The sequence below is a fragment of the Nocardiopsis coralliicola genome, from assembly GCF_054779695.1.
The window spans coordinates 52,804-71,106 of sequence record NZ_BAAGXT010000031.1; the positions used below are offsets into that span (position 1 = coordinate 52,804).

General features: G+C 75.2%; 15 protein-coding genes. 5 read left to right on the plus strand and 10 right to left on the minus strand.

Features of this window, described 5'->3' with window-relative positions:
- Positions 1 to 332 precede the first annotated feature (332 nt).
- Positions 333 to 848: a hypothetical protein gene (locus ACYVGT_RS19675; RefSeq protein WP_460860523.1), complete on the plus strand. Its 516-nt coding sequence runs from the start codon at positions 333 to 335 to the stop codon at positions 846 to 848.
- A 443-nt stretch (positions 849 to 1,291) separates the two neighbouring features.
- Here ACYVGT_RS19675 and ACYVGT_RS19680 read toward each other — a convergent pair whose 3' ends face one another.
- The 10 genes from ACYVGT_RS19680 to ACYVGT_RS19725 all read right to left on the minus strand — a co-directional run bounded on the left by ACYVGT_RS19680 (position 1,292) and on the right by ACYVGT_RS19725 (position 12,363).
- Positions 1,292 to 2,050, minus strand: a complete 759-nt coding sequence (locus tag ACYVGT_RS19680; RefSeq protein WP_460860526.1) for a GntR family transcriptional regulator — start codon at positions 2,048 to 2,050, stop codon at positions 1,292 to 1,294.
- Positions 2,051 to 2,537: 487 nt separating this feature from the next.
- Entirely contained in the window at positions 2,538 to 3,341 is an 804-nt protein-coding gene (locus ACYVGT_RS19685) for a pyrimidine reductase family protein (RefSeq protein ID WP_460860529.1), read from the minus strand.
- 6 nt (positions 3,342 to 3,347) lie between these two features.
- Complete coding sequence (gene glgX, locus ACYVGT_RS19690) at positions 3,348 to 5,504, minus strand: glycogen debranching protein GlgX (RefSeq protein WP_460860533.1); 2,157 nt, start codon at positions 5,502 to 5,504, stop codon at positions 3,348 to 3,350.
- A gap of 355 nt (positions 5,505 to 5,859) precedes the next feature.
- Positions 5,860 to 7,503 carry an acyl-CoA dehydrogenase family protein gene (locus ACYVGT_RS19695; protein WP_460860538.1) on the minus strand — a complete coding sequence of 548 codons (1,644 nt, stop codon included), beginning with the start codon at positions 7,501 to 7,503 and terminating at the stop codon, positions 5,860 to 5,862.
- Positions 7,504 to 7,583: 80 nt separating this feature from the next.
- Positions 7,584 to 8,219, minus strand: a complete 636-nt coding sequence (locus ACYVGT_RS19700) for a Uma2 family endonuclease (RefSeq protein ID WP_460860541.1) — start codon at positions 8,217 to 8,219, stop codon at positions 7,584 to 7,586.
- Between the two features lie 163 nt (positions 8,220 to 8,382).
- On the minus strand, positions 8,383 to 9,198 hold the full coding sequence (locus ACYVGT_RS19705) for a sirohydrochlorin chelatase (protein ID WP_460860543.1): 816 nt from the start codon (positions 9,196 to 9,198) through the stop codon (positions 8,383 to 8,385).
- A 209-nt stretch (positions 9,199 to 9,407) separates the two neighbouring features.
- Entirely contained in the window at positions 9,408 to 10,145 is a 738-nt protein-coding gene (locus tag ACYVGT_RS19710) for a phosphoadenylyl-sulfate reductase (protein ID WP_460860545.1), read from the minus strand.
- Positions 10,142 to 10,372: a hypothetical protein gene (locus ACYVGT_RS19715; protein ID WP_460860548.1), complete on the minus strand. Its 231-nt coding sequence runs from the start codon at positions 10,370 to 10,372 to the stop codon at positions 10,142 to 10,144. The genes ACYVGT_RS19710 and ACYVGT_RS19715 overlap by 4 nt, the downstream gene beginning before the upstream one ends.
- On the minus strand, positions 10,369 to 12,066 hold the full coding sequence (locus ACYVGT_RS19720; protein WP_460860552.1) for a nitrite/sulfite reductase: 1,698 nt from the start codon (positions 12,064 to 12,066) through the stop codon (positions 10,369 to 10,371). The genes ACYVGT_RS19715 and ACYVGT_RS19720 overlap by 4 nt, the downstream gene beginning before the upstream one ends.
- Before the next feature lie 207 nt (positions 12,067 to 12,273).
- Complete coding sequence (locus ACYVGT_RS19725) at positions 12,274 to 12,363, minus strand: putative leader peptide (protein ID WP_460860555.1); 90 nt, start codon at positions 12,361 to 12,363, stop codon at positions 12,274 to 12,276.
- Positions 12,364 to 12,558: 195 nt separating this feature from the next.
- Between ACYVGT_RS19725 and ACYVGT_RS19730 the strand changes: the two genes are divergently transcribed.
- From ACYVGT_RS19730 to ACYVGT_RS19745, 4 genes are all read left to right on the plus strand, one after another.
- Positions 12,559 to 14,064: a YihY/virulence factor BrkB family protein gene (locus tag ACYVGT_RS19730; protein WP_460860557.1), complete on the plus strand. Its 1,506-nt coding sequence runs from the start codon at positions 12,559 to 12,561 to the stop codon at positions 14,062 to 14,064.
- Between the two features lie 159 nt (positions 14,065 to 14,223).
- Complete coding sequence (locus ACYVGT_RS19735) at positions 14,224 to 14,940, plus strand: HNH endonuclease family protein (protein ID WP_460860559.1); 717 nt, start codon at positions 14,224 to 14,226, stop codon at positions 14,938 to 14,940.
- Between the two features lie 695 nt (positions 14,941 to 15,635).
- Positions 15,636 to 17,063, plus strand: coding sequence for a PQQ-binding-like beta-propeller repeat protein (locus ACYVGT_RS19740; RefSeq protein WP_460860562.1), 1,428 nt, complete (start codon positions 15,636 to 15,638; stop codon positions 17,061 to 17,063).
- Between the two features lie 26 nt (positions 17,064 to 17,089).
- Positions 17,090 to 17,818: a hypothetical protein gene (locus ACYVGT_RS19745; protein WP_460860565.1), complete on the plus strand. Its 729-nt coding sequence runs from the start codon at positions 17,090 to 17,092 to the stop codon at positions 17,816 to 17,818.
- The last annotated feature ends 485 nt before the right edge of the window (positions 17,819 to 18,303 follow it).

The following is an 18,303-nucleotide window of genomic DNA, read 5'->3' on the forward strand; positions in this document are numbered from 1 at the left end:
CATTTCCGGGCACGCGTCTTTGCGGTCCTTTTGGCCGAACACGGCGTGTTCGCCGCGATGTGCACCGGGTAAGGAGAACGTCAGGATATCGAGCGGGCGTCGACAGGCGGGAGCGATCGGCCATGCTCGTTGCATATCGGAGGGGGTTGTTCCGGCGCTGGCGGTCCGCGGCGGCGCGCACGCGTCCCGCGGTCCGCCTTTCCGGGTACCTCCGCCTGTGGGCGGGGTACCAGGCCGGTGCGGTCCGCGATCGAATCCATGACGGCTGGGCGCGCCGCGCCCACGACACCGATGGGCCTCTCGCCGCAGCGGCGGAGGCCCTCCGACCCGCGATGGAGACCGTGTCCGGGGCCGCCGGAGAGGTCCGGATGGCCCTCGCCCTGGCCGCGGCGCGCGCCGCCGCGGTGCTCCGCCGGCTCCGCCCGGTGCCCTGGGACGACCGGGCGATGACCGCAGGGCTCGCGGTGGCGGCCCTGATCGGCCTGGTCGCCTCCGTTCTGGCCGGGCTCGCCCTGGCCGGGTGGGCGGCGGCCGATTCCAGCGATGCGCTGCCCGCTGCGGGCGGTGCGCTGGTGGTCGGCGCTGCCGTGCTGGCGCTGCTGGTCCTCGTCTTCGGGGAGCGGGAGCGCGAGCAGGGCGGGCGCAGGCCGGCCGCACCGGGTGCCCTGGAGGCTGCGGCCGGCGGCGCGGCGCCGGCCGGAACCGGACCCGGTGCTGCGGCCGAGCCGCTGGCCGGGGCGGGGCCGGCCCAGCAGCTCCTCGGCGCGGCCCAGCGGCAGCGCGCCGCGGAGGCGGTCAGCAGTGCACGGCGGCTCCACGCAGCGGAGGGCAGGACCGGCCGGCGCTGAGCAGCGCCGGCCGGCTCCGGGCACCACTGCACAGAGCCGCGATACGAGCGGGCCGGGGCCGTCCTCCCCGGCCCGCTCGCACGCGCCTCTCTAGAGAGAGCCGCTGCGTCCATCACGACACGGACGGCCCCCGGAGTCAATCGCCTCTCGAGTCAGTACACACTTTCGGTCGGCCGAAGCAGAACCGGTGTATCCCCGCCCACGTGCGGTGTCCGGGCAAAGACCGGAGTGGCCGCCGGATGCATCCGTGCGTCCCGGGTGCGCCGAATGCCCGAATACCCGGACGGGCGGCGGATGCGCTGCCTGCCCCGCGGTGGGGAAGGGGGGCGGGCCGGCGGCGCACGCGCGGTCGGACCGCCGGCTCCGGTGCGCAGCCGCGCCTGCGACGGCGGGTCCCGTCCGGGCGCGGCCGGCGCTCCGCTGCCGGCGCCGGGCGTCAGGCGTCAGGCGTCGAAGTCGTACTGGAGCACGTAGGCGGAGCCGTCCAGGGCCATCGCGTTCACCTCGACCGGGGCGCCGCCGGAGTCGAGAGCGGTGCGGTGGACGTCGATCACCGGCGTGCCGGGCGCGAGCCCGAGCGCGTCGGCCTCGGCGGGTGTCGGCATCCGCACCCGGATCTCCTCGGTGAACCGGGCCGGTGCCCGGCCCAGCTCGGCGAGGCGCGCGTAGATGCCGCCCGGGCCGCTGTCGACGCGCTCCACGGCGGTGCCGCGGACCAGGTCCCGGTCGAGGTAGGAGGTGGCGAGCTGGATCGGCCGGTCGTCGAGGAGGTAGCGGCGGCGGCGGCGCAGCAGCGGCGTCCCGGGAGCGACGGCCAGTGCACGGGCCACCGGCGCCTCGGCCTCGACCTCGTCGACGCGGACGTCGTCGGTGGCGAACGAGCGCTCGCCGGCGTCGGCCTGCCAGATCGCCCTCCCGGCGCCCCACAGGTCGGCGGAGAGCCGGGCGGGGCCGTGCCGGCGCAGCGGGCGGAAGGCGCGCACGTACACGCCGGAGCCGCGCACCGCGACCACGATGCCTTCGTTGATGAGGACCGAGAGGGCCTGCCGTGCGGTAGCGCGCGCCACCGAGTAGCGGCGCATGAGCTCGTTCTCCCCGGGGACGCGGTCGCCGTCGGCGAGCCGGCCGGCCTCGATGGCGGCTCTCAGGTCGTCCGCGATCTCGCGGTAGACCGGAGGGGAGTCGTTGTCGGACGTGGGCACGGTGGTCTTCCTCTCGCCCGGACAGTGGTGCGGCGGGGGCGACCGGGAGGAGGGGAACCGGTGTTCCCCGAGGGTGGACGGAGGCCGCTCCCACAGGCGATATGTCCATCCGTGCCGTGGTTCATGCGTGATTGGCGCACAACCGAAATCGGTCATGCGCGTCAGCCTGACCGGATTACGGTCCGGATCAGAGGCCGGAAAGGGGCCCGGATCCGAGCCCGGAGCGACGCACGAAGCCTCCGGTCCGCCCTGGCCGTAACCCGCGGCAGCCGCGAGCGCGCTGCGGATGCGGGGGCCGCCTTCGGGCGCGGGAAGCAGTGTGCAGCCGCGCCGCCGGCGCTTCCGCAGTACCGCACCGCGGGGCCGCGCCGTCTCCGTGCCGCCGGCGCGCACCGGGGTGTACCCGGTCGGACGGCCTGCCGCCCGATGCGGTGCGATGGCTGCGCCCGGTCAGGGCCGGGCCGGAGGCCGCGCCGGAGCGGGGGCGTCAGCCGCGCAGGTAGCGGGCGAAGAGGGTGCCCTCGGACTCCAGCAGCAGGTCCAGCTCTACCGGGACGCAGTGCGAGGGGGAGCCGCCGGCGACGATGCGGGAGGCCGCGGGGCCGGTGAGGTGGGGGCTGAGGGTGAGGCAGAGTTCGTCGAGGAGGCCCTCGGCGGCGAACTCGGCGAGCAGGTGCGGGCCGCCCTCGGTCAGCACCCGGTGCAGGCCGCGTGCCCCGAGCGCCGCCAGCACCGCGTGCGGCTGCACCGACTCCGCGCCCGCGATGACGATCTCGGCGCCCGCCTCCTCTGCCGCGCGGAGCCGGTCCAGCGGAGCCGCGTCGGTGGTGAAGACCAGGGTGGCGGCGTCGCCGGGGGCGGTCGCGATCAGGTCGGGGTGCAGGTCCATGGTGCGGGTGACCACCGCGATCGGCGGCGTCGCCGGCCGGCCCGCGCGCAGCGCGCCCCAGACTTCGCGCGGGCGCACCGGGCGGTAGCCCTCGATGCGGGCCGTCGCCGCGCCGGCCAGGACCACGTCGGCCAGGCCGCGCAGCACCCCCATCACCGCGCTGTCGGCCCGTCCGCCGAGCTCGCGGGTGCGTCCGGAGGGCCCCCACGCGCCGCCGTCGGCAGAGGAGACCATGTTGGCGCGCAGCCAGGGCCGGCCGAGCGGTTCGGGGTAGGCGTAGAGCGCCGCGAGCGCGTCGGTCCCGGAGGCGCCCTCCGGGGCGGATCCGGGCACGGCCGAACCGGGTGCGGGCGGAGCACCGCCGGCGAGCAGGGTGCGGAAGCGGGGCTGGGCGTCGTCCATCAGGGCTCAGCGTAGCGGCGCCGCCGGCCGGCCGTCCCGCCCACCCGCCGGGGGATCGCCGTGCGACACGCGCCGCAGCAGGAGCAGAGCGCGGTCGATCACCCGGACGCTGCCGCCCGCCGGCACGAAGGGCCGGTCGGCGGTGTCCGGTTCGGCGGTGTCCAGCACCGTCTCCCACGCGATGCCGTACTCCTTGCCCGGCACGGTGAAGTCGACCGGTCCGGTGCCGGAGTTGAGCAGCAGCAGGAAGGAGTCGTCGCGTACCGGCCGGCCGTGCGGGTCCGGTTCGGTGATGGCCTCCCCGTTCAGGAAGACGCCGAGCTCGCGGGCTCCGCTGTGCCAGTCGTCCGCGCCGAGCGCCGCGCCGTCCGGGCGCAGCCACGCGATGTCGGGCAGGGCGCCGGCCCCGGACTCGCGGCCCTGGAAGAACCGGCGCCGGCGGAACACCGGGTGCTCGCGGCGCAGCCGGGCCAGGAACTGCACGTAGCCGAGCAGGTCCTCCTCGCCGGCCGCCGCCTTCCAGTCCACCCAGGAGATCTCGTTGTCCTGGCAGTAGGCGTTGTTGTTGCCGCCCTGGGTGCGCCCGACCTCGTCGCCGTGCGACAGCATCACCACGCCCTGGGAGCAGAACAGCGTGGTGAGCAGGTTCCGCACCTGCCGGCGGCGCAGCGCGAGCACCTCCGGCCGGTCGGTGGGCCCCTCCACCCCGTGGTTGGCCGACCGGTTGTCGTCGGTGCCGTCCCGGTTCTGCTCGCCGTTGTCCTCGTTGTGCTTGTGGTCGTAGGAGACCAGGTCGGCCATTGTGAAGCCGTCGTGGCAGGTCGCGAAGTTGATCGAGGCGACCGGGCGGCGCCCGTCGTCCTGGTAGAGGTCGCTGGAGCCGGCCAGCCGCGAGGCGAGCTCGGGCAGTACCGGGCGGCCGCGCCAGAAATCGCGCACCGTGTCCCGGTACTTGCCGTTCCACTCGGTCCACAGCGGCGGGAAGTTGCCGACCTGGTAGCCGCCGGGGCCGACGTCCCACGGCTCGGCGATCAGCTTGGCCTGCGACACGACCGGGTCCTGCTGCACGATGTCGAAGAAGGTGCTCAGCCGGTCGACGTCGTGGAACTCCCGGGCCAGCGCCGAGGCGAGGTCGAAGCGGAACCCGTCGACGTGCATCTCCATCACCCAGTAGCGCAGCGAGTCCATGATGAGCTGCAGCGAGTGCGGGTGGCGCACGTTCAGGCTGTTCCCGCAGCCGGTGTAGTCGACGTAGTAGCGCGGGTCCTCGTCGGCGACCCGGTAGTAGGAGAGGTTGTCGATACCGCGCAGCGAGAGCGTGGGGCCCATGTGGTCGCCCTCGGCGGTGTGGTTGTAGACGACGTCGAGCAGCACCTCGATGCCGGCGCCGTGCAGGGCCTTCACCATCGCCTTGAACTCCTGCACCTGCTGGCCGCGCGAGCCGTTGGCGGCGTAGCCGCTGTGCGGCGCGAGGTAGGCGAGGGTGTTGTAGCCCCAGTAGTTGGTCATCTGGCGGGCGACCAGCGCGTGCTCGGGCACGAAGTGGTGGACCGGCATGAGCTCCACCGCGGTGGCGCCGAGCGCCGCCAGGTACTCGACCATCGCCGGGTGCGCCAGCCCCGCGTAGGTGCCGCGCTGGTGCTCGGGGATGCCCGGATGGCGCATGGTGAGGCCGCGCAGGTGCGCCTCGTAGATGACGGTCTCGTGGTAGGGAGTGCGCGGCCGGTTCTCGTTGCCCCAGTCGAAGAACGGGCTGACCACGACGGACTTGGGCACGTACGGGGCGCTGTCGCGGGTGTTGCTCCGGCCCGGGTCGTCGAAGTGGTAGGAGAAGAGCGACTCGTGCCAGGTGACGCTGCCGTCGATCGCCTTGGCGTAGGGGTCGACGAGCAGCTTGGCCGGGTTGCAGCGCAGGCCGCGCGCCGGGTCGTCGGGGCCGTGCACGCGGTAGCCGTAGAGCTGGCCGGGGCCGATCCCGGGCAGGTAGCCGTGCCAGACGAAGCCGTCGGACTCGGTCAGCGGGATCCGGGCCTCTTCGCCGCTGTCGTCGAAGAGGCACAGCTGCACCGCGTCCGCGGCCTCCGAGAACAGGGAGAAGTTGGTGCCGGTGCCGTCATAGGTGGCGCCGAGGGGATAGGGGTCGCCGGGCCAGACTTCCACCATGGGCCGCCGTCTCCGCTGGGTGTCGAGGCGCGGTGCGCCTTGGCCTGTCAACGGCCATTGTGCACGGTTTCCACCCCCGCGCCGAGGAACCCGCCGACGGGTGGGTCGGGCGGAGCCGGATTGGCCGCCGACCGGCGGACAATGCACACCATTCCGGACTGATTCGGCCCCGGTTCTCTACAGAGATCGTCCGACCGCTATTGCGGCCGTGGCCGGGCACGGCCGCGCGGATACGGACGGCACCGGAGCGGGCCGGCGGGTGCGGCCGGCGGCCGTGCCGCACGGCCCGGGACGGCGGGGCGGTGCGGGCAGCGCTGAGCCGCGGAGGGCGTCCCGGAGGCCGCGGCCCGGGCGCCTAGGCGCCCGCCGCGGGGCGCGCGGCGGCGCGGTCCAGGATGGCGGCGGTGTCGGTGCCCCGGGGCAGGGAGCCGAACACGTCCCCGGTCCGCGCGCCCAGCCGGGAGGCGGTGAACGCCTCGGCGACCGGCGCGGGAGCGTGGCGCAGCAGCAGCGACGCCTGCAGCGCCACCGCCATCAGCCGGACCAGGCTGCGCGCCCGGTACTCGGCGCCGTCGGTGTCGGACAGCTCCCGGGCGAGCTCGGCGATCGCGGCGTCCAGGTGCCGGTCGGCGCCCTCGGCCAGCCGCACCTCGGCCAGGAACGCCTCCAGCGACTCCGGGCTGCGCGCCATGGCCCGCAGTACGTCGAGTGCAGCGACGTTGCCCGAGCCCTCCCAGATCGAGTTGAGCGGCGACTCGCGGAACAGCCGCGGCATGCCCGACTCCTCGACGTAGCCGTTGCCGCCGAGGCACTCCAGGGCCTCGGCCGCGTGCGCCGGGGCGCGCTTGGTCACCCAGAACTTGCCGACGGCCACCGCGAGCCGGCGGAACGCCGCCTCGCCGGCGTCGCCGCGGGCGGCGCGGTCGGCCGCTCCGGCCAGCCGCATCATCAGCGTCGTCGCGGCCTCGGACTCCAGCGCCAGGTCGGCGAGCACATTGCGCATCAGCGGCATCTCGGCCAGGCGCCCGCCGAACGCCGAGCGCTCCCCGGCGTGGTGCACGGCCTGGACGAGCCCGGCGCGCATACCGGCCGCCGACCCGATGACGCAGTCCAGCCGGGTGCCGTTGACCATCTCGATGATGGTCCGCACGCCGCGGCCGGGCTCGCCCACCCGCCACCCGAGCGCGCCCTCGTACTCCAGCTCGGCCGAGGCGTTGGACCGGTTGCCCAGCTTGTCCTTGAGCCGCATGATGCGCAGCGGGTTGCGGGTGCCGTCGTCGAGGACGCGGGGCACCAGGACGCAGGTGAGGCCCTCGGGCGCCTGGGCCAGGGTGAGGAACAGGTCGCCCATCGGCGCCGAGGTGAACCACTTGTGCCCGGTGAGCCGGTAGGTGCCGTCGCCCGCGGGGACCGCGCGCGTGGTGTTGGCGCGCACGTCGGAGCCGCCCTGCTTCTCGGTCATCGACATGCCGGCCAGCAGGCCGCTCTTGGTGTCCGGCGCCCGCAGGCCGAAGTCGTAGGTGCGCGCGGTGAGCAGCGGCTCGAACCGCCGGGCGAGCTCCGGTTCGCTGCGCAGCGCCGGCACCGCGGCGTAGGTCATCGAGACCGGGCAGCCGTGCCCGCCTTCGACCTGCGACCATACGTAGAACTTGGCGGCGCGCGCGGCGTGCGCGCCGGTGCGCTCATCGGCCCACGGCGCTGCGTGCAGGCCGTGGCCGACCGCGGTGTCCATCAGCACGTGCCAGGAGGGGTGGAAGTCGACCTCGTCGACGCGGTGCCCGTAGCGGTCGTGGGTGCGCAGCACGGGCGTGTGCGTGTTGGCCTGCTCGCCCCAGGCGCGCGCGTGCGCGGTCCCGGCGAGCCGGCCCAGCTCGTGCAGCTCCCCGGACGCCCAGCCGGCCCCCTCGCGCTCCAGCCCGGCCGTCAGCGCGTCGTCGTCCGCCGCGTCGAAGTTCTCCAGCGGCGTGGCCTGGTTGACCACCTCGTGCGTCGCGCCCATGGCCCCTCCGAATCCGGTTCGGTCCGATCGGCGCCACTGTATCGCCGCGCTGCGAACCGGGCGGAAGCGGCGGGGTGCGGTCAGGCCCGATAGGTGAGGAAGCGCTTCGTGCTCAGCGTCGTCGCGACGGGTTCCGTCAGCGGGACGTCTTCGCCGAACAGGAAACGCGTGATGGACCGGTACTCCCCGTCGCGAGGGTCGTCGTGCCGGTAGATCCACCCTTCGCGCGGATCGACGATCAAGGCGATGGGGATCGCCATCTCTGCGTAGACGCGGGGCTTGACGAGAAGGTCCATCGAGACGCTGCTGTCGGAGACGACCTCCAGCACGAATTCCACGGCATCGGGCTCATTGAGCCACTGGTTCTTCTCCTCCACGGATGCAGGCATCACGACGAGGTCAGGGATGGTGTATTCGGAAGCATTCCCGGAGAGGCCGACAGCCGTTGTCTGCGCCGCGACACGGTCGTCGGGAAGGGCGGCCTCCAACTGCAGCATGAGCTCGCGGACGATTCGATTGTGCCGGTTTCCTGGGCAGGGGGACACGACGATGGATCCTCCGAAGACTTCCACCCGGTAGCCCTTTGGGAGCGATTCCGCCATCGTCTGGGCCCGTTCACGGAGCGGTTCCCACGCCTCCGCGTCGGCGGAGGCCGTGTGGGCATCCGCGTCCGCCGGAGCCGCGGATGCGGGCCGTTCGGTTGCGGTGACTGACATGTCGGTTGCCCCTCCTTGAGACGCCGTCATGGAAGCACACCCGTCCATTCTCGTGGGACACCTTCGGAGAGTCCGGTCTCCGCTGCCTCCTGCAACAGTAATGACCAGGGGGAGCCCGCCAGAACCCTGCCTGCGGCCGCCGAGCTGGAATTCCAGGGCGGCGTCAGTGGGCCGCGGCGGCTGCGGGGAGGCGGCTGCGGACCTCGTCGTAGCGGTGCAGGACGAGGCGGGCCAGCTCGGGGGCGTCCCCCAGGGCTTCGGCGACGGTGACCGCGCCGCCGCCCGCGCCGAGCGCCTGGGTGCGCACCCGGTCGGCGAAGAAGCCCGGGGCGAGCAGGTAGGGGAGGACGGCGACGCGCGCGGGCGCGTCCGGGCCCTCCAGCAGGGCGGCGACGGCCTCGCCCGGAGCGGGATCAGCCATCGACGCATACGCCGGCACCGCGCACCGCCAGCCGCCGCGGGCCGCCAGCGCCGCAGCCGCCCCGGCCACGACCCGGTTCGCCGCCGGGTCGCTGGAGCCCGCCGAGGCAAGTACCAGGGCCGTGTCCGGCCCGGGAGCCGCCCCAGCCTCGGCGAGCCGCCGCTCGGCCGCCTCCAGCAGCAGCGGGTGCGGCCCGAGCACGCCGGCCTGCTCCAGCCGCAGCCGCGGCCACTGCTCGCGGGCCCGGTCCAGGGCCGCGGGCAGGTCGGTCCCGCTGTGGTAGGCGGCGGTCAGCAGCGCCGGCACGACCACCGCGGCGCGTGCGCCGCCGGCGGCCAGCCCGGCCAGCTCGTCGCCGACCGACGGCGCTGAGCGCTCCAGGAATGCGGTCCGGACCTCGGTTCCGGGGCGCAGCGAGCGGACCCGGGCCGCGATGCGCCGGACCGTCTGCGGCGACCGCGGGTCGGCGCTGCCGTGCGCGGTCAGCAGCAGCGGGGGGTGGTCGGGACCGGGCGGGGCGCCCACGGGACCGGACGGGGGATGCGGCGGAGGCGCCACGGCCCCTCCCTTCGGATCGGCTTCGGATCGGCGCGGAGCTGGGGCGGTGCGGCGGGGGGAAGAGCAGCAGGGGAGGGGCCGTCCAGTGCGGACCCACCGGGGGCGGCCGGGTGCAGCGGCCGCCCCTGCCGCTGCTCCGTCCCAGCCGCGGCAGGGGACCGGCGGGGCCGGTGCGGAGTACCGCTGCGGCCCCGCCGGCGCGTGCGGCGTCACACGTGGATGCCGCACTCCGTCTTGCCGGTACCCGCCCAGCGCCCGCTGCGCGGGTCCGCACCGGGCTCGACCCGCGAGGTGCACGGCTCGCAGCCGATCGACGGGAAGCCGTCGTACTGCAGCGGGTTGACGATGACGCCGTGCTCGGCCATGTAGGAGTCGACGTCGTCGTCGCTCCACGCGGCGATCGGGTTCACCTTCACCATGCGGCGCCGCCGGTCCCACTGCACCACCGGGACATCGCGGCGGGTCGCCGCATCCTGGCGGCGCAGACCGCTCAGCCACGCGGCGTAGGGGGCCAGCGCCTCCTTCAGCGGCTCCACCTTGCGCAGGTGGCAGCAGATCGACGGGTCGCGGCCGTGCAGCCGCGGCCCCAGGTCGCGGTCCTGCTCGGCCACGGTGCGCCGCGGCTCCACGTTGCGGAGGCTGATCGGGTAGGCGGCCGCGACGGCGTCGCGGGTGCCGATGGTCTCGGCGAAGTGGTAGCCGGTGTCGAGGAAGATGACGTCGATGCCGGGCACCGTGCGCGACACCAGGTCGACCATCAGCGCGTCCGCCATCGACGACGTCATGCACAGCCGGTCGCCGAACTCGGCGGCCGCCCACGCGACGACCTCGTCGGCCGTCGCACCCTCCAGCTCCCGGGCGGCCCGCTCGGCGCGGCGGCGCTCCGCCTCGTCCGACCGGGCCGCGCCGGCTCTCGCCGCTTCCCCGGCAGGAATGGCAGTACTCATCGCGTCTCCTCCGCACGGGCCTCGGGGGTGCTGCCGGCACCGGGTCCCGCCGAACCGCCGCCGGTGAAGGAGGCGGTTCGCAGCCCGGCGAACTTGACGCGGAAGACGCGGGCGCACGCCAGGCACGCCCACGCATAGCCCGCGCCCTTCTCCGCATCGCCCTCGTGCGGCTCCAGGTCCTCGTCGCCGCAGTAGGGGCAGTAGTGGGGTGCGGCGCGCTCGCTCACTTCAGATCCGCCTCCCCGGCGCGCGCCGCCCACAGCGCGAACGGCTCGCCCTCCTCGCGCTGGTCGAGGAAGCGGCGCAGCAGCCGCTCCACGTAGTCCGGCAGGTCCTCGGCGGTCGTCTTCAGCCCGCGCACCTTGCGGCCGAACGCCGCGTTCAGCCCCATCGCGCCGCCCAGGTGCACCTGGAAGCCCTCCACCTGCTCGCCGCCGGGGCCCGGGACGAGCTGGCCCTTGAGCCCGATGTCGGCGACCTGGATGCGCGCGCAGGAGTTCGGGCAGCCGTTCAGGTTGATGGTGACCGGCTCGGGGAAGTCGGGCAGCCGCCGCTCCAGCTCGTCGATCAGGTCGGACCCGCGCGCCTTCGTCTCCACGATCGCGAGCTTGCAGAACTCGATGCCCGTGCACGCCATGGTCTGGCGGCGGAACACGCTCGGCCGCACCTGCAGGTCCTCGGCCTCCAGGGCCGCGACGATGGACTCGGTGCGGTCGGTGCCGATGTCCAGCACGACGAACTTCTGGTCGGCGGTGGTGCGGACCCGGTCCGAGCCGTGCGCCTCCGCGATGTCGGCGATCCGCGCCAGCTTCGTGCCGCTCACCCGCCCCACCCGCGGCGCGAAGCCCACGTAGTTGCGGCCGTCGTTCTGGGCGTGCACGCCGATGTGGTCGCGGCGCAGCCCCGGGTCGAGCTCGGCGGCCGGACCGTCCGGCAGCGCGTAGCCCAGGTACTCCTTCTCCATCACCTCGCGGAACTTCTCCGGGCCCCAGTCCTTGATCAGGAACTTGATCCGCGCTCGGTGCCGGAGCCGCCGGTAGCCGTAGTCCCGGAAGATCGAGCAGACGGCGGCCCAGACCTCGCTGACCTTCGCCGGCTCGACGAACACGCCGATCCGCTTGGCGAACATCGGGTTGGTGGACAGCCCGCCGCCGACGAACAGGTCGTAGCCGGGCGTGCCGTCCGGGCCCGCGACGCCGGCGAAGGCCACGTCGTTGATCTCGTGGTTGCCGCAGTGCACCGAGCAGCCCGACACCGACGTCTTGAACTTGCGCGGCAGGTTCGAGAAGAGCGGGCTGCCGATGTGGTCGGTGCCGATCTCCTCGATCTGCTCTGTCGCGTCCAGCGTCTCGGCGGCGTCCACGCCGGCGACCGGGCAGCCCATCACCACGCGCGGGGTGTCGCCGCACGCCTCCGTCGTGGACAGGCCCACCGCCTCGAGCTTCTCCCAGATCGCCGGGACGTCCTCGATGCGCACCCAGTGCAGCTGGATGTTCTGCCGGTCGGTGATGTCGGCGGTGTCCCGGCCGTAGGCCGTGGAGATCTCGGCGACGGCGCGCAGCTGCGCGATGCTGAGCTGGCCGCCGTCGATCCGGATCCGCAGCATGAAGTAGCGGTCGTCGAGCTCCTCGGGCTCCAGCACCGCGGTCTTGCCGCCGTCGATGCCCGGCGCGCGCTGCGTGTACAGCCCGTACCAGCGCATCCGGCCGCGCAGGTCGGCCGGGTCGATCGAGTCGAAGCCCGCCTTGGAATAGATGTCGATGATGCGGCGGCGGACGTTGAGCCCGTCGTCGTTCTTCTTGTTCTCCTCGTTCTTGTTCAGCGGCTCGCGGTAGCCGAGGGCCCACTGGCCCTCCCCGCGGCGCGGGCGGGGTCGGGACGCGGGCGCGTCGGATGCGGAAGGCGCGGACCTGGGAGGCATTGCCTGGGATCCTCCGTGCGGATCGCGGGGCGCGGGCGGCCCGCCGCGAACCGCGCACGCAGATCGGCCCGCCGGCACGTCATCGTGGCTCGGCGTGGTCGGGTGATCCGGTGCGGGGAGGACGTCGGCGCCGCTCGTGCCCCGGCTCGGGCGGGGCGGAGTGCGGGGGCGGTCGGCGCGGGGTCGTTCCCGCGCCGGCGCGGATAGTCAGCCGACGGTGCGACAGATGGCGCTGCTGACCCGAAGGAAGTCCACGTGCCGGCGCACGCGGAGCATCGGGTCGATCGCAGTCGTCATGCCAACGACGATGGCACGCCGCGGCGCCGGATGTCCAGGTCCGGCCGCAACCCGGCTCCCGTGACGCGGGTCACGGGGGCCGGGTTGCCGGAGCCGCTGCGCGGGTCACGGGCCGCTCCCTGCTCCGACACGTTTGGGCGACAGAGCGCTCTGCCGGACGGCGGCCGCCGCCCCGCCCACGTACCGTTGTGACGTGTGAGGGAACGTCTGGAGAGCTCCGCCGGCCAGGCGGTGGACGCGGTCCGCCAGTGGGCGGGGACCCGCCCGGTCGCGGGCGGCGCCGTGCTGCTGGTTGCGCGCACCGCCCGCTCGGTGACCCAGACCCGGATCCTCGGCCTCGCCGCGGAGTCCGCCTTCTTCTCACTGCTGTCGCTGCCCGCGCTGCTGCTGGGCCTGGTCGGCACGTTGGGCCACCTCACGTCCGTGCTCGGCGCGGACACGGTCTCCGAGATCCGCAGGCAGCTGCTCGCGCTGGCCGCTGACGCGCTCACCAGCGAGACCGTGGACAGCCTGGTCGCGCCGCTGGTGGACTCCTTCCTGCGCGGCGCCCAGGGCGGGGTGCTCTCGGTGACGTTCCTGGTGTCGCTCTGGTCCGGGTCGCGGGCGCTCAACGTGTTCATCGAGGCCATCACCATCTCCTACGGCCTCGACGGGCTGCGCGGCTACGTGCGCCAGCGCATCCTCGCGCTGCTGGCCTACCTCGGCGCACTCGTGTTCTGCCTGGTGGTACTGCCGGTGATGGTGGTAGGGCCGGACGTCGTCGCCGCCCTGCTGCCCGCCGCGACCGGCTACCTGGGGCTGCTGTACTGGCCGACGGTGGCGGCGGCCTCCGTGGCAGCGGTGACCGCCCTCTACCTGCTAGCGGTGCCGGAGCGCGTCTCGGTGCGGCGGCTGCTCCCCGGCGGGGTATTGGCGACCGCCATCCTGATGGTCGGCTCGGCGCTGCTCCGGGTGTACCTGGACGCCTCTTTCGGGCAGCCGAACATCTACGGCTCGCTGTCGTCGCCGATCGCGGTGCTGGCGTGGCTGTGGCTGATGGCGTTCGCCGTCCTCATCGGCTCGTCGCTGAACGCCGAGATCGACCTGATGTGGCCGACGCCGCGCACCGCTGCCGCCCGCGCCGAGCTGGCCGCCCACCGGCACCGCCGCGCGACCCGCCAGGTCCAGCGGCACGAGCAGGCCCTCCAGGAGGCCCACGAGCGCCGCGGCGGAGACGGCTCCGGCTCCGAAGGCGGGGCGGAAGGCGGGGCTGCGGCCGATGCCGGGGACGCAGCCCCCGGGGCCAGCGGGGCCGGCGGGGACGGCGGGGACGGCGGGGCTGCGCGCGGAGGCTCCGGAGGCGGGGAGAGCGCTGCGGACGGAAGTTCCGGCGGCGTGCAGAGCCCCGCAAGCACAGCGGCGGCCAGCGCGGCCGGGGACCAGAGCCCCGCGGCGGCGCCGGACTGCGCACCCGGCGCCGGTGAGCGCGGTGCAGGGCGCGAGGGCGGCGCGGACGGACCGGAGCGCGGCGGGCCAGGCGCCGCCGAGGCGGAAACCGCGCCGCACGGCGGCGAGGGCGCGCCCGAAGGCGACGCCGACCGCGGGGCGCGCTCCGGTGCCGACGACGGACGGAGCGGAGCGCCGGACGCCGGCCTTGCCACCCCCGAACAGGCCCCGCTCCCCGGCCGCGCCCCGGAGACCGGGACCCGCGACGGAGCCTGACCCCGCCGCCCGCCCCTTTGCGGAGCGGTCTCCCGCGCGGGGAATCGGCGGGTGCGCTTCCGCGGCAGCAGACAGGGCCGAAAGCGCAGGTGTGCCGGGAATCGGGCATCCTGGAGCGGTTCCTCCCGTCCGCTCCCTCCCGACAGGCAGGCCCTGACCATGCCCCGCCGCACCGCACGTCCCGCACCGGCCGCCGGCCCGCACCCCCGATCCCGCCGACCGCGCACCGTCCGCGGGGCGGTCGCCGCCGTCCTCGCAGCGCTGCTGCTGCTGGCCGCCGGCTACGCCGCCGAGCGCCTCGGCCTGATCGGCGGCCCCGGCGGGGAGCAGGGGCCCGGCAGCGGCGCCGCTGCCGCCCGGGAGGCACTGGACGGCCTGCCCGTGCAGCCGGCGCAGGAGCGCGGCGACTACGACCGCGACGCCTTCGGCTCCGGCTGGACCGAGACCGACGGCTGCTCCACCCGCCACACCGTCCTCGCCCGCGACCTGGACGCCGTGCAGACCGAGGGCTCGTGCACCGTGGTCGCCGGTGAGCTGGACGACCCCTACACCGGCACGCAGATCGCGTTCACGGCGGACGACCCCCAGGCCGTCCAGATCGACCACATCGTGCCGCTCTCCCTGGCGTGGCGCAGCGGCGCCGCCGACTGGGAGCGCGACCGCCGGGTCGAGTTCGCCAACGACCCGGGCAACCTCGCCGCCGTCGACGGCCCCGCCAACTCGGCCAAGGGCGACGACGGTCCCGCCGAGTGGCAGCCTGCTCCCGACGGCCGCTGCGACTACGCGGTCGCCTACATCGACGTCTCCGACCGCTACGCCCTCACCGTCGCCCCCGAAGACGCCGAAGCCCTGGAGGCGATGCTCGACTCCTGCTGAGGCGCGCGCCGGCCCGCGGCCAGCCGCGGCCCGGGCCGCGCGAGTCCAGCGGCGCCCGGGACGACCGGGCGGCCAACCCTCGGCCGCCGGCGGCCTCGGGTCTCCCCGCGCCGGCGCTCGCCGGGGCGCGGAGCCGGGCGTCCGGCTCCAGCAGCCCCGGCCTCCCCAGAGCTCCCAGAGTCGCGCCGGAACACTGCGGATAGTGACTGGCCGGATGCGGCCACGGCGGGGGGGCCGCGCGGTTCGAACGGCGCGGAGCTCTCGTCCGGGCCGCACCGAAGCGCCGCGGCCGGGGCGCTTCGCCGGGCTCCGCGGGCCGGGGTCCTGGCAGGTCGGGGGCGGTGCAGATGGTGCTGCCGGGGACTTCCGCAGAGGGCGTGGCCCAGGGGGACGCGTTCTCGGGGCGCCCGCAAAAGCCGGTGCAGAGGGCATCGTGCGGGACGATCCTGTTCCAGAGGGGGTCGTTATGCTCGACGGGGCCGATGCCGCACCCCGGCGTCCGGAACCGATCCTGCCGGGCGGTGACGCCCGTATCCCGCCCCATTCCGCACCAGGCGCACACGGGGCCGGCGCCGTGCCCGAGCGCCTTCGACACCGATGGACAGGTTCAGCACCACGATGAGCGCAGTGTTCCCCCAGCGCAGTGGACGGCCGGCGGTTCGGCTGTCCTCCGCCACCGCCCCGGGCGGCGCCCGATGAGCGCCGGGCCCGGGCCCGCGGGCGTGCACCACTACGCGGTGGTCGTCGTCATCGCCCCCGACGAGCGCAGCGCCGAGATCACCATCGAAGGCCGGACCAGTGTGATCCAGGGGGAGACGGCGCGGCAGGTACGCAGCGGCGCCATCGACGCCGCCGCCTCCTACGCCGCCCACCTCGGCCGCTCGGTCCTGGTCAACGCCACCGACGCCAACGGATCCTGGCAGCTGTCCGTCTCGCCCAGCGGAGTCGTGCAGACCGTGGGCGGCGACGACTCCGAGCTGACCGGCGCCCGCCAGTCCGGCAGCGGCAAGGGCCGGCGCATCCTGCTGGGCACGGCAGCGGGCGTCCTGGTGCTCACGGTGCTGGGCGGCGCCGGCTACTACGGGTGGACCCTGCTGGCGCCGGGCGGCGGCGAGCCCGGCAGCGACGGCGGCGGGCCGGCGCCGTTCACCGAGCGCCCCGTGCCGCCCGGCTTCGCCGCCGAGGCCGCCTGGAGCCACCCGATGGCCCAGGGGAGCGACCCGGCGGTGGCCCCCGACGGCTCGGCCGCGGCGTTCCTCGACCCCGACGACCGGCTCACCGTGATCGGTCCCGACGGCACCGAGCAGTGGAGCGAGGCGCTGCCCGCGCCGGCCGGCGACCTGGTCGTCCCGCCCTATTTCATCGCTGACCCGGCCGGCGGCGAAGGCTACGCCATTGCGCTCGCCTCGGCGGAGACGCTGTGGACCTACTCCGCCGACGGCGGCGAACCGGTCGCCACCGAGATCGCCGACGGCGCCCGCGTCTCCTACGCCGGGCGCGCGCCGATGGTCGAGGACGGCGGCGACGTCTTCGTTCCGGACGGCTCCGGGGACCTGGTCGAGGTCGCCCCGTCCGAGCGCGGCTACGGCGCGATGCTCTACGACGGCGAGCGCGTGCTCACCGCGGTCGTGGACGGCCCCTGGATCTGGGAGTCGCCGGGGGGCGGAGCACCCGAGGAGGTCGCGCCCGAGGTGCCGCAGGGCGCCGGCGACATGGCTGAGCTGCTGACGGCGCGCGCCGAGCACGTCGTCGTGCTGTGGGAGGCCGGCGGCGGGGATTCGGTCGTCGCGGTGCACGATGCCGCCGACGGCGCGGTGCTGGCCCAGGCCGCTGCGGACGAGGACGACCTGGCCGAGGCGCGCTGGGTCTACGGCGACACGGTCGCCGCCTACGGGCCGATCGTCTTCGACCTGGAGGAGGGCGGCGGGACCGATACCGGTATGGCGCCGGTGAGCGCGTCGGGCGGCCAGGTCTACGGAGAACTCGACGGCGGCGAGGTCGTCGTCGACGCATCGGGGGAGACGCAGGAGATCGCCGAGGGCACCGCCAAACCGTGGGGCCTGCTGGACGGGCACGCGGTCGTGGTCGCCGGCGGCACCGCCTACGGACTCACCCCTGAATGAACCCCCTGAACGACGAAAGGAGCAGGATGGCGAACGCACGACGCGCATTTGGCGTCGCCGCCGCGGGGCTGCTGGCCGCCGGATTCTCCGGAGCGCCGGCGATGGCCGACGAAGTCGAGCCGGTCGAGCCGGTCGAGGCCGCGGAGCCGGTCGAGGCCGCAGAGGGATCGCCCGAGGGCACCCTCATCGACCTGGAGGTCGGTTCCGAGGGCGTCTCGGCCTCTGTCGAGAACCCGCTCGACCCGATCCTTCCGGACCCGACGCCGCCGCAGCCGGAGCCGCCCGGCGGGGACGACCCCGAGGAGCCCGGCCCCGGTGACCCGACCGAGCCCGGTGAGCCGGGTGACCCGGGCGACCCCGGTGACCCGGGTGACCCGGGCGACCCCGGCGATCCGGGTGACCCCGGTGACCCGGGTGACCCGGGCGACCCGGGCGACCCGGGTGACCCCGGCGACCCGGGGAACCCTCCGGGTGAGGGCGACCCGACCGACCCGCCGGCTCCGCCGAACCCGCCGGCCGACGAGGGGCCTGGCGGCCCCGGTGACGGTGGCGGTGACGGCGGCGAGTCCGACGAGGGCTCTGACGAGGGTGCCAGCGCTCCCGCCGCGGGCGGTTCCGACGACGGTCCGTCGGAGCTCCCGGTCACCGGCGTGAGCGAGCTCGAGGGCTTCGTCCTCGGCGGTGTCCTCGCCACCGGCCTCGGTGCGCTGACGATCTACGCCAGCCGCCGCTCGGCCACTGCGCCGCTGGCCTGACCGGCCGGCGCGCCACCGGCCCCGTCCGCACCCGCGGGCGGGGCCGTTCTCTGCCTCCACCGCGCCGGCTGCCGGCGGCCGGCGGGCACCATCGCGGTGACCGCCCGGGCGCCGGCAGTCGCGCGCATCCCGCACTGCCGCCGCGCTGTGCGGAGCCGAGGACGGCGCGGCCCCGGCTGCCGAGATCACGGGCGCCAGTGGAGCACGCCCGCACCGCCGTCCGCCGGCTGCGCGGCGATGCCGGTGCGGCGAAGGGCCGGCACCGGCGCCGCCACCGCGCCTGTCGGCACGCCGCTGGCGCGGCGAACGCCGAAGACGCCGCTCGGACCGCAACCGGGCGGACCGGTGCCACTCGGCCGCTCGCGGGCCGGCCGGCTGGCACGGTCCAGCTGCTCGCCGATGCGTACTGCCGCCCCGTGCCGGTCGCGCCCCGCCCGGACCAGTGCGGCGGTCCCGCGCGTCCGCGCCGCCGGGGCCGCCGGCGT

Bases quoted from the DNA above. Each gene is read 5' to 3' on its own strand.
- ACYVGT_RS19700 (WP_460860541.1), bottom strand. From the start codon at position 8,219: ATGTCAGTCACCGCAACCGAACGGCCCGCATCCGCGGCTCCGGCGGAC.
- ACYVGT_RS19720 (WP_460860552.1), bottom strand. From the start codon at position 12,066: ATGCCTCCCAGGTCCGCGCCTTCCGCATCCGACGCGCCCGCGTCCCGA.
- ACYVGT_RS19735 (WP_460860559.1), top strand. From the start codon at position 14,224: ATGCCCCGCCGCACCGCACGTCCCGCACCGGCCGCCGGCCCGCACCCC.
- ACYVGT_RS19710 (WP_460860545.1), bottom strand. From the start codon at position 10,145: ATGAGTACTGCCATTCCTGCCGGGGAAGCGGCGAGAGCCGGCGCGGCC.
- ACYVGT_RS19745 (WP_460860565.1), top strand. From the start codon at position 17,090: ATGGCGAACGCACGACGCGCATTTGGCGTCGCCGCCGCGGGGCTGCTG.
- glgX (WP_460860533.1), bottom strand. From the start codon at position 5,504: ATGGTGGAAGTCTGGCCCGGCGACCCCTATCCCCTCGGCGCCACCTAT.
- ACYVGT_RS19675 (WP_460860523.1), top strand. From the start codon at position 333: ATGGAGACCGTGTCCGGGGCCGCCGGAGAGGTCCGGATGGCCCTCGCC.
- ACYVGT_RS19695 (WP_460860538.1), bottom strand. From the start codon at position 7,503: ATGGGCGCGACGCACGAGGTGGTCAACCAGGCCACGCCGCTGGAGAAC.
- ACYVGT_RS19685 (WP_460860529.1), bottom strand. From the start codon at position 3,341: ATGGACGACGCCCAGCCCCGCTTCCGCACCCTGCTCGCCGGCGGTGCT.
- ACYVGT_RS19725 (WP_460860555.1), bottom strand. From the start codon at position 12,363: ATGACGACTGCGATCGACCCGATGCTCCGCGTGCGCCGGCACGTGGAC.
- ACYVGT_RS19740 (WP_460860562.1), top strand. From the start codon at position 15,636: ATGAGCGCCGGGCCCGGGCCCGCGGGCGTGCACCACTACGCGGTGGTC.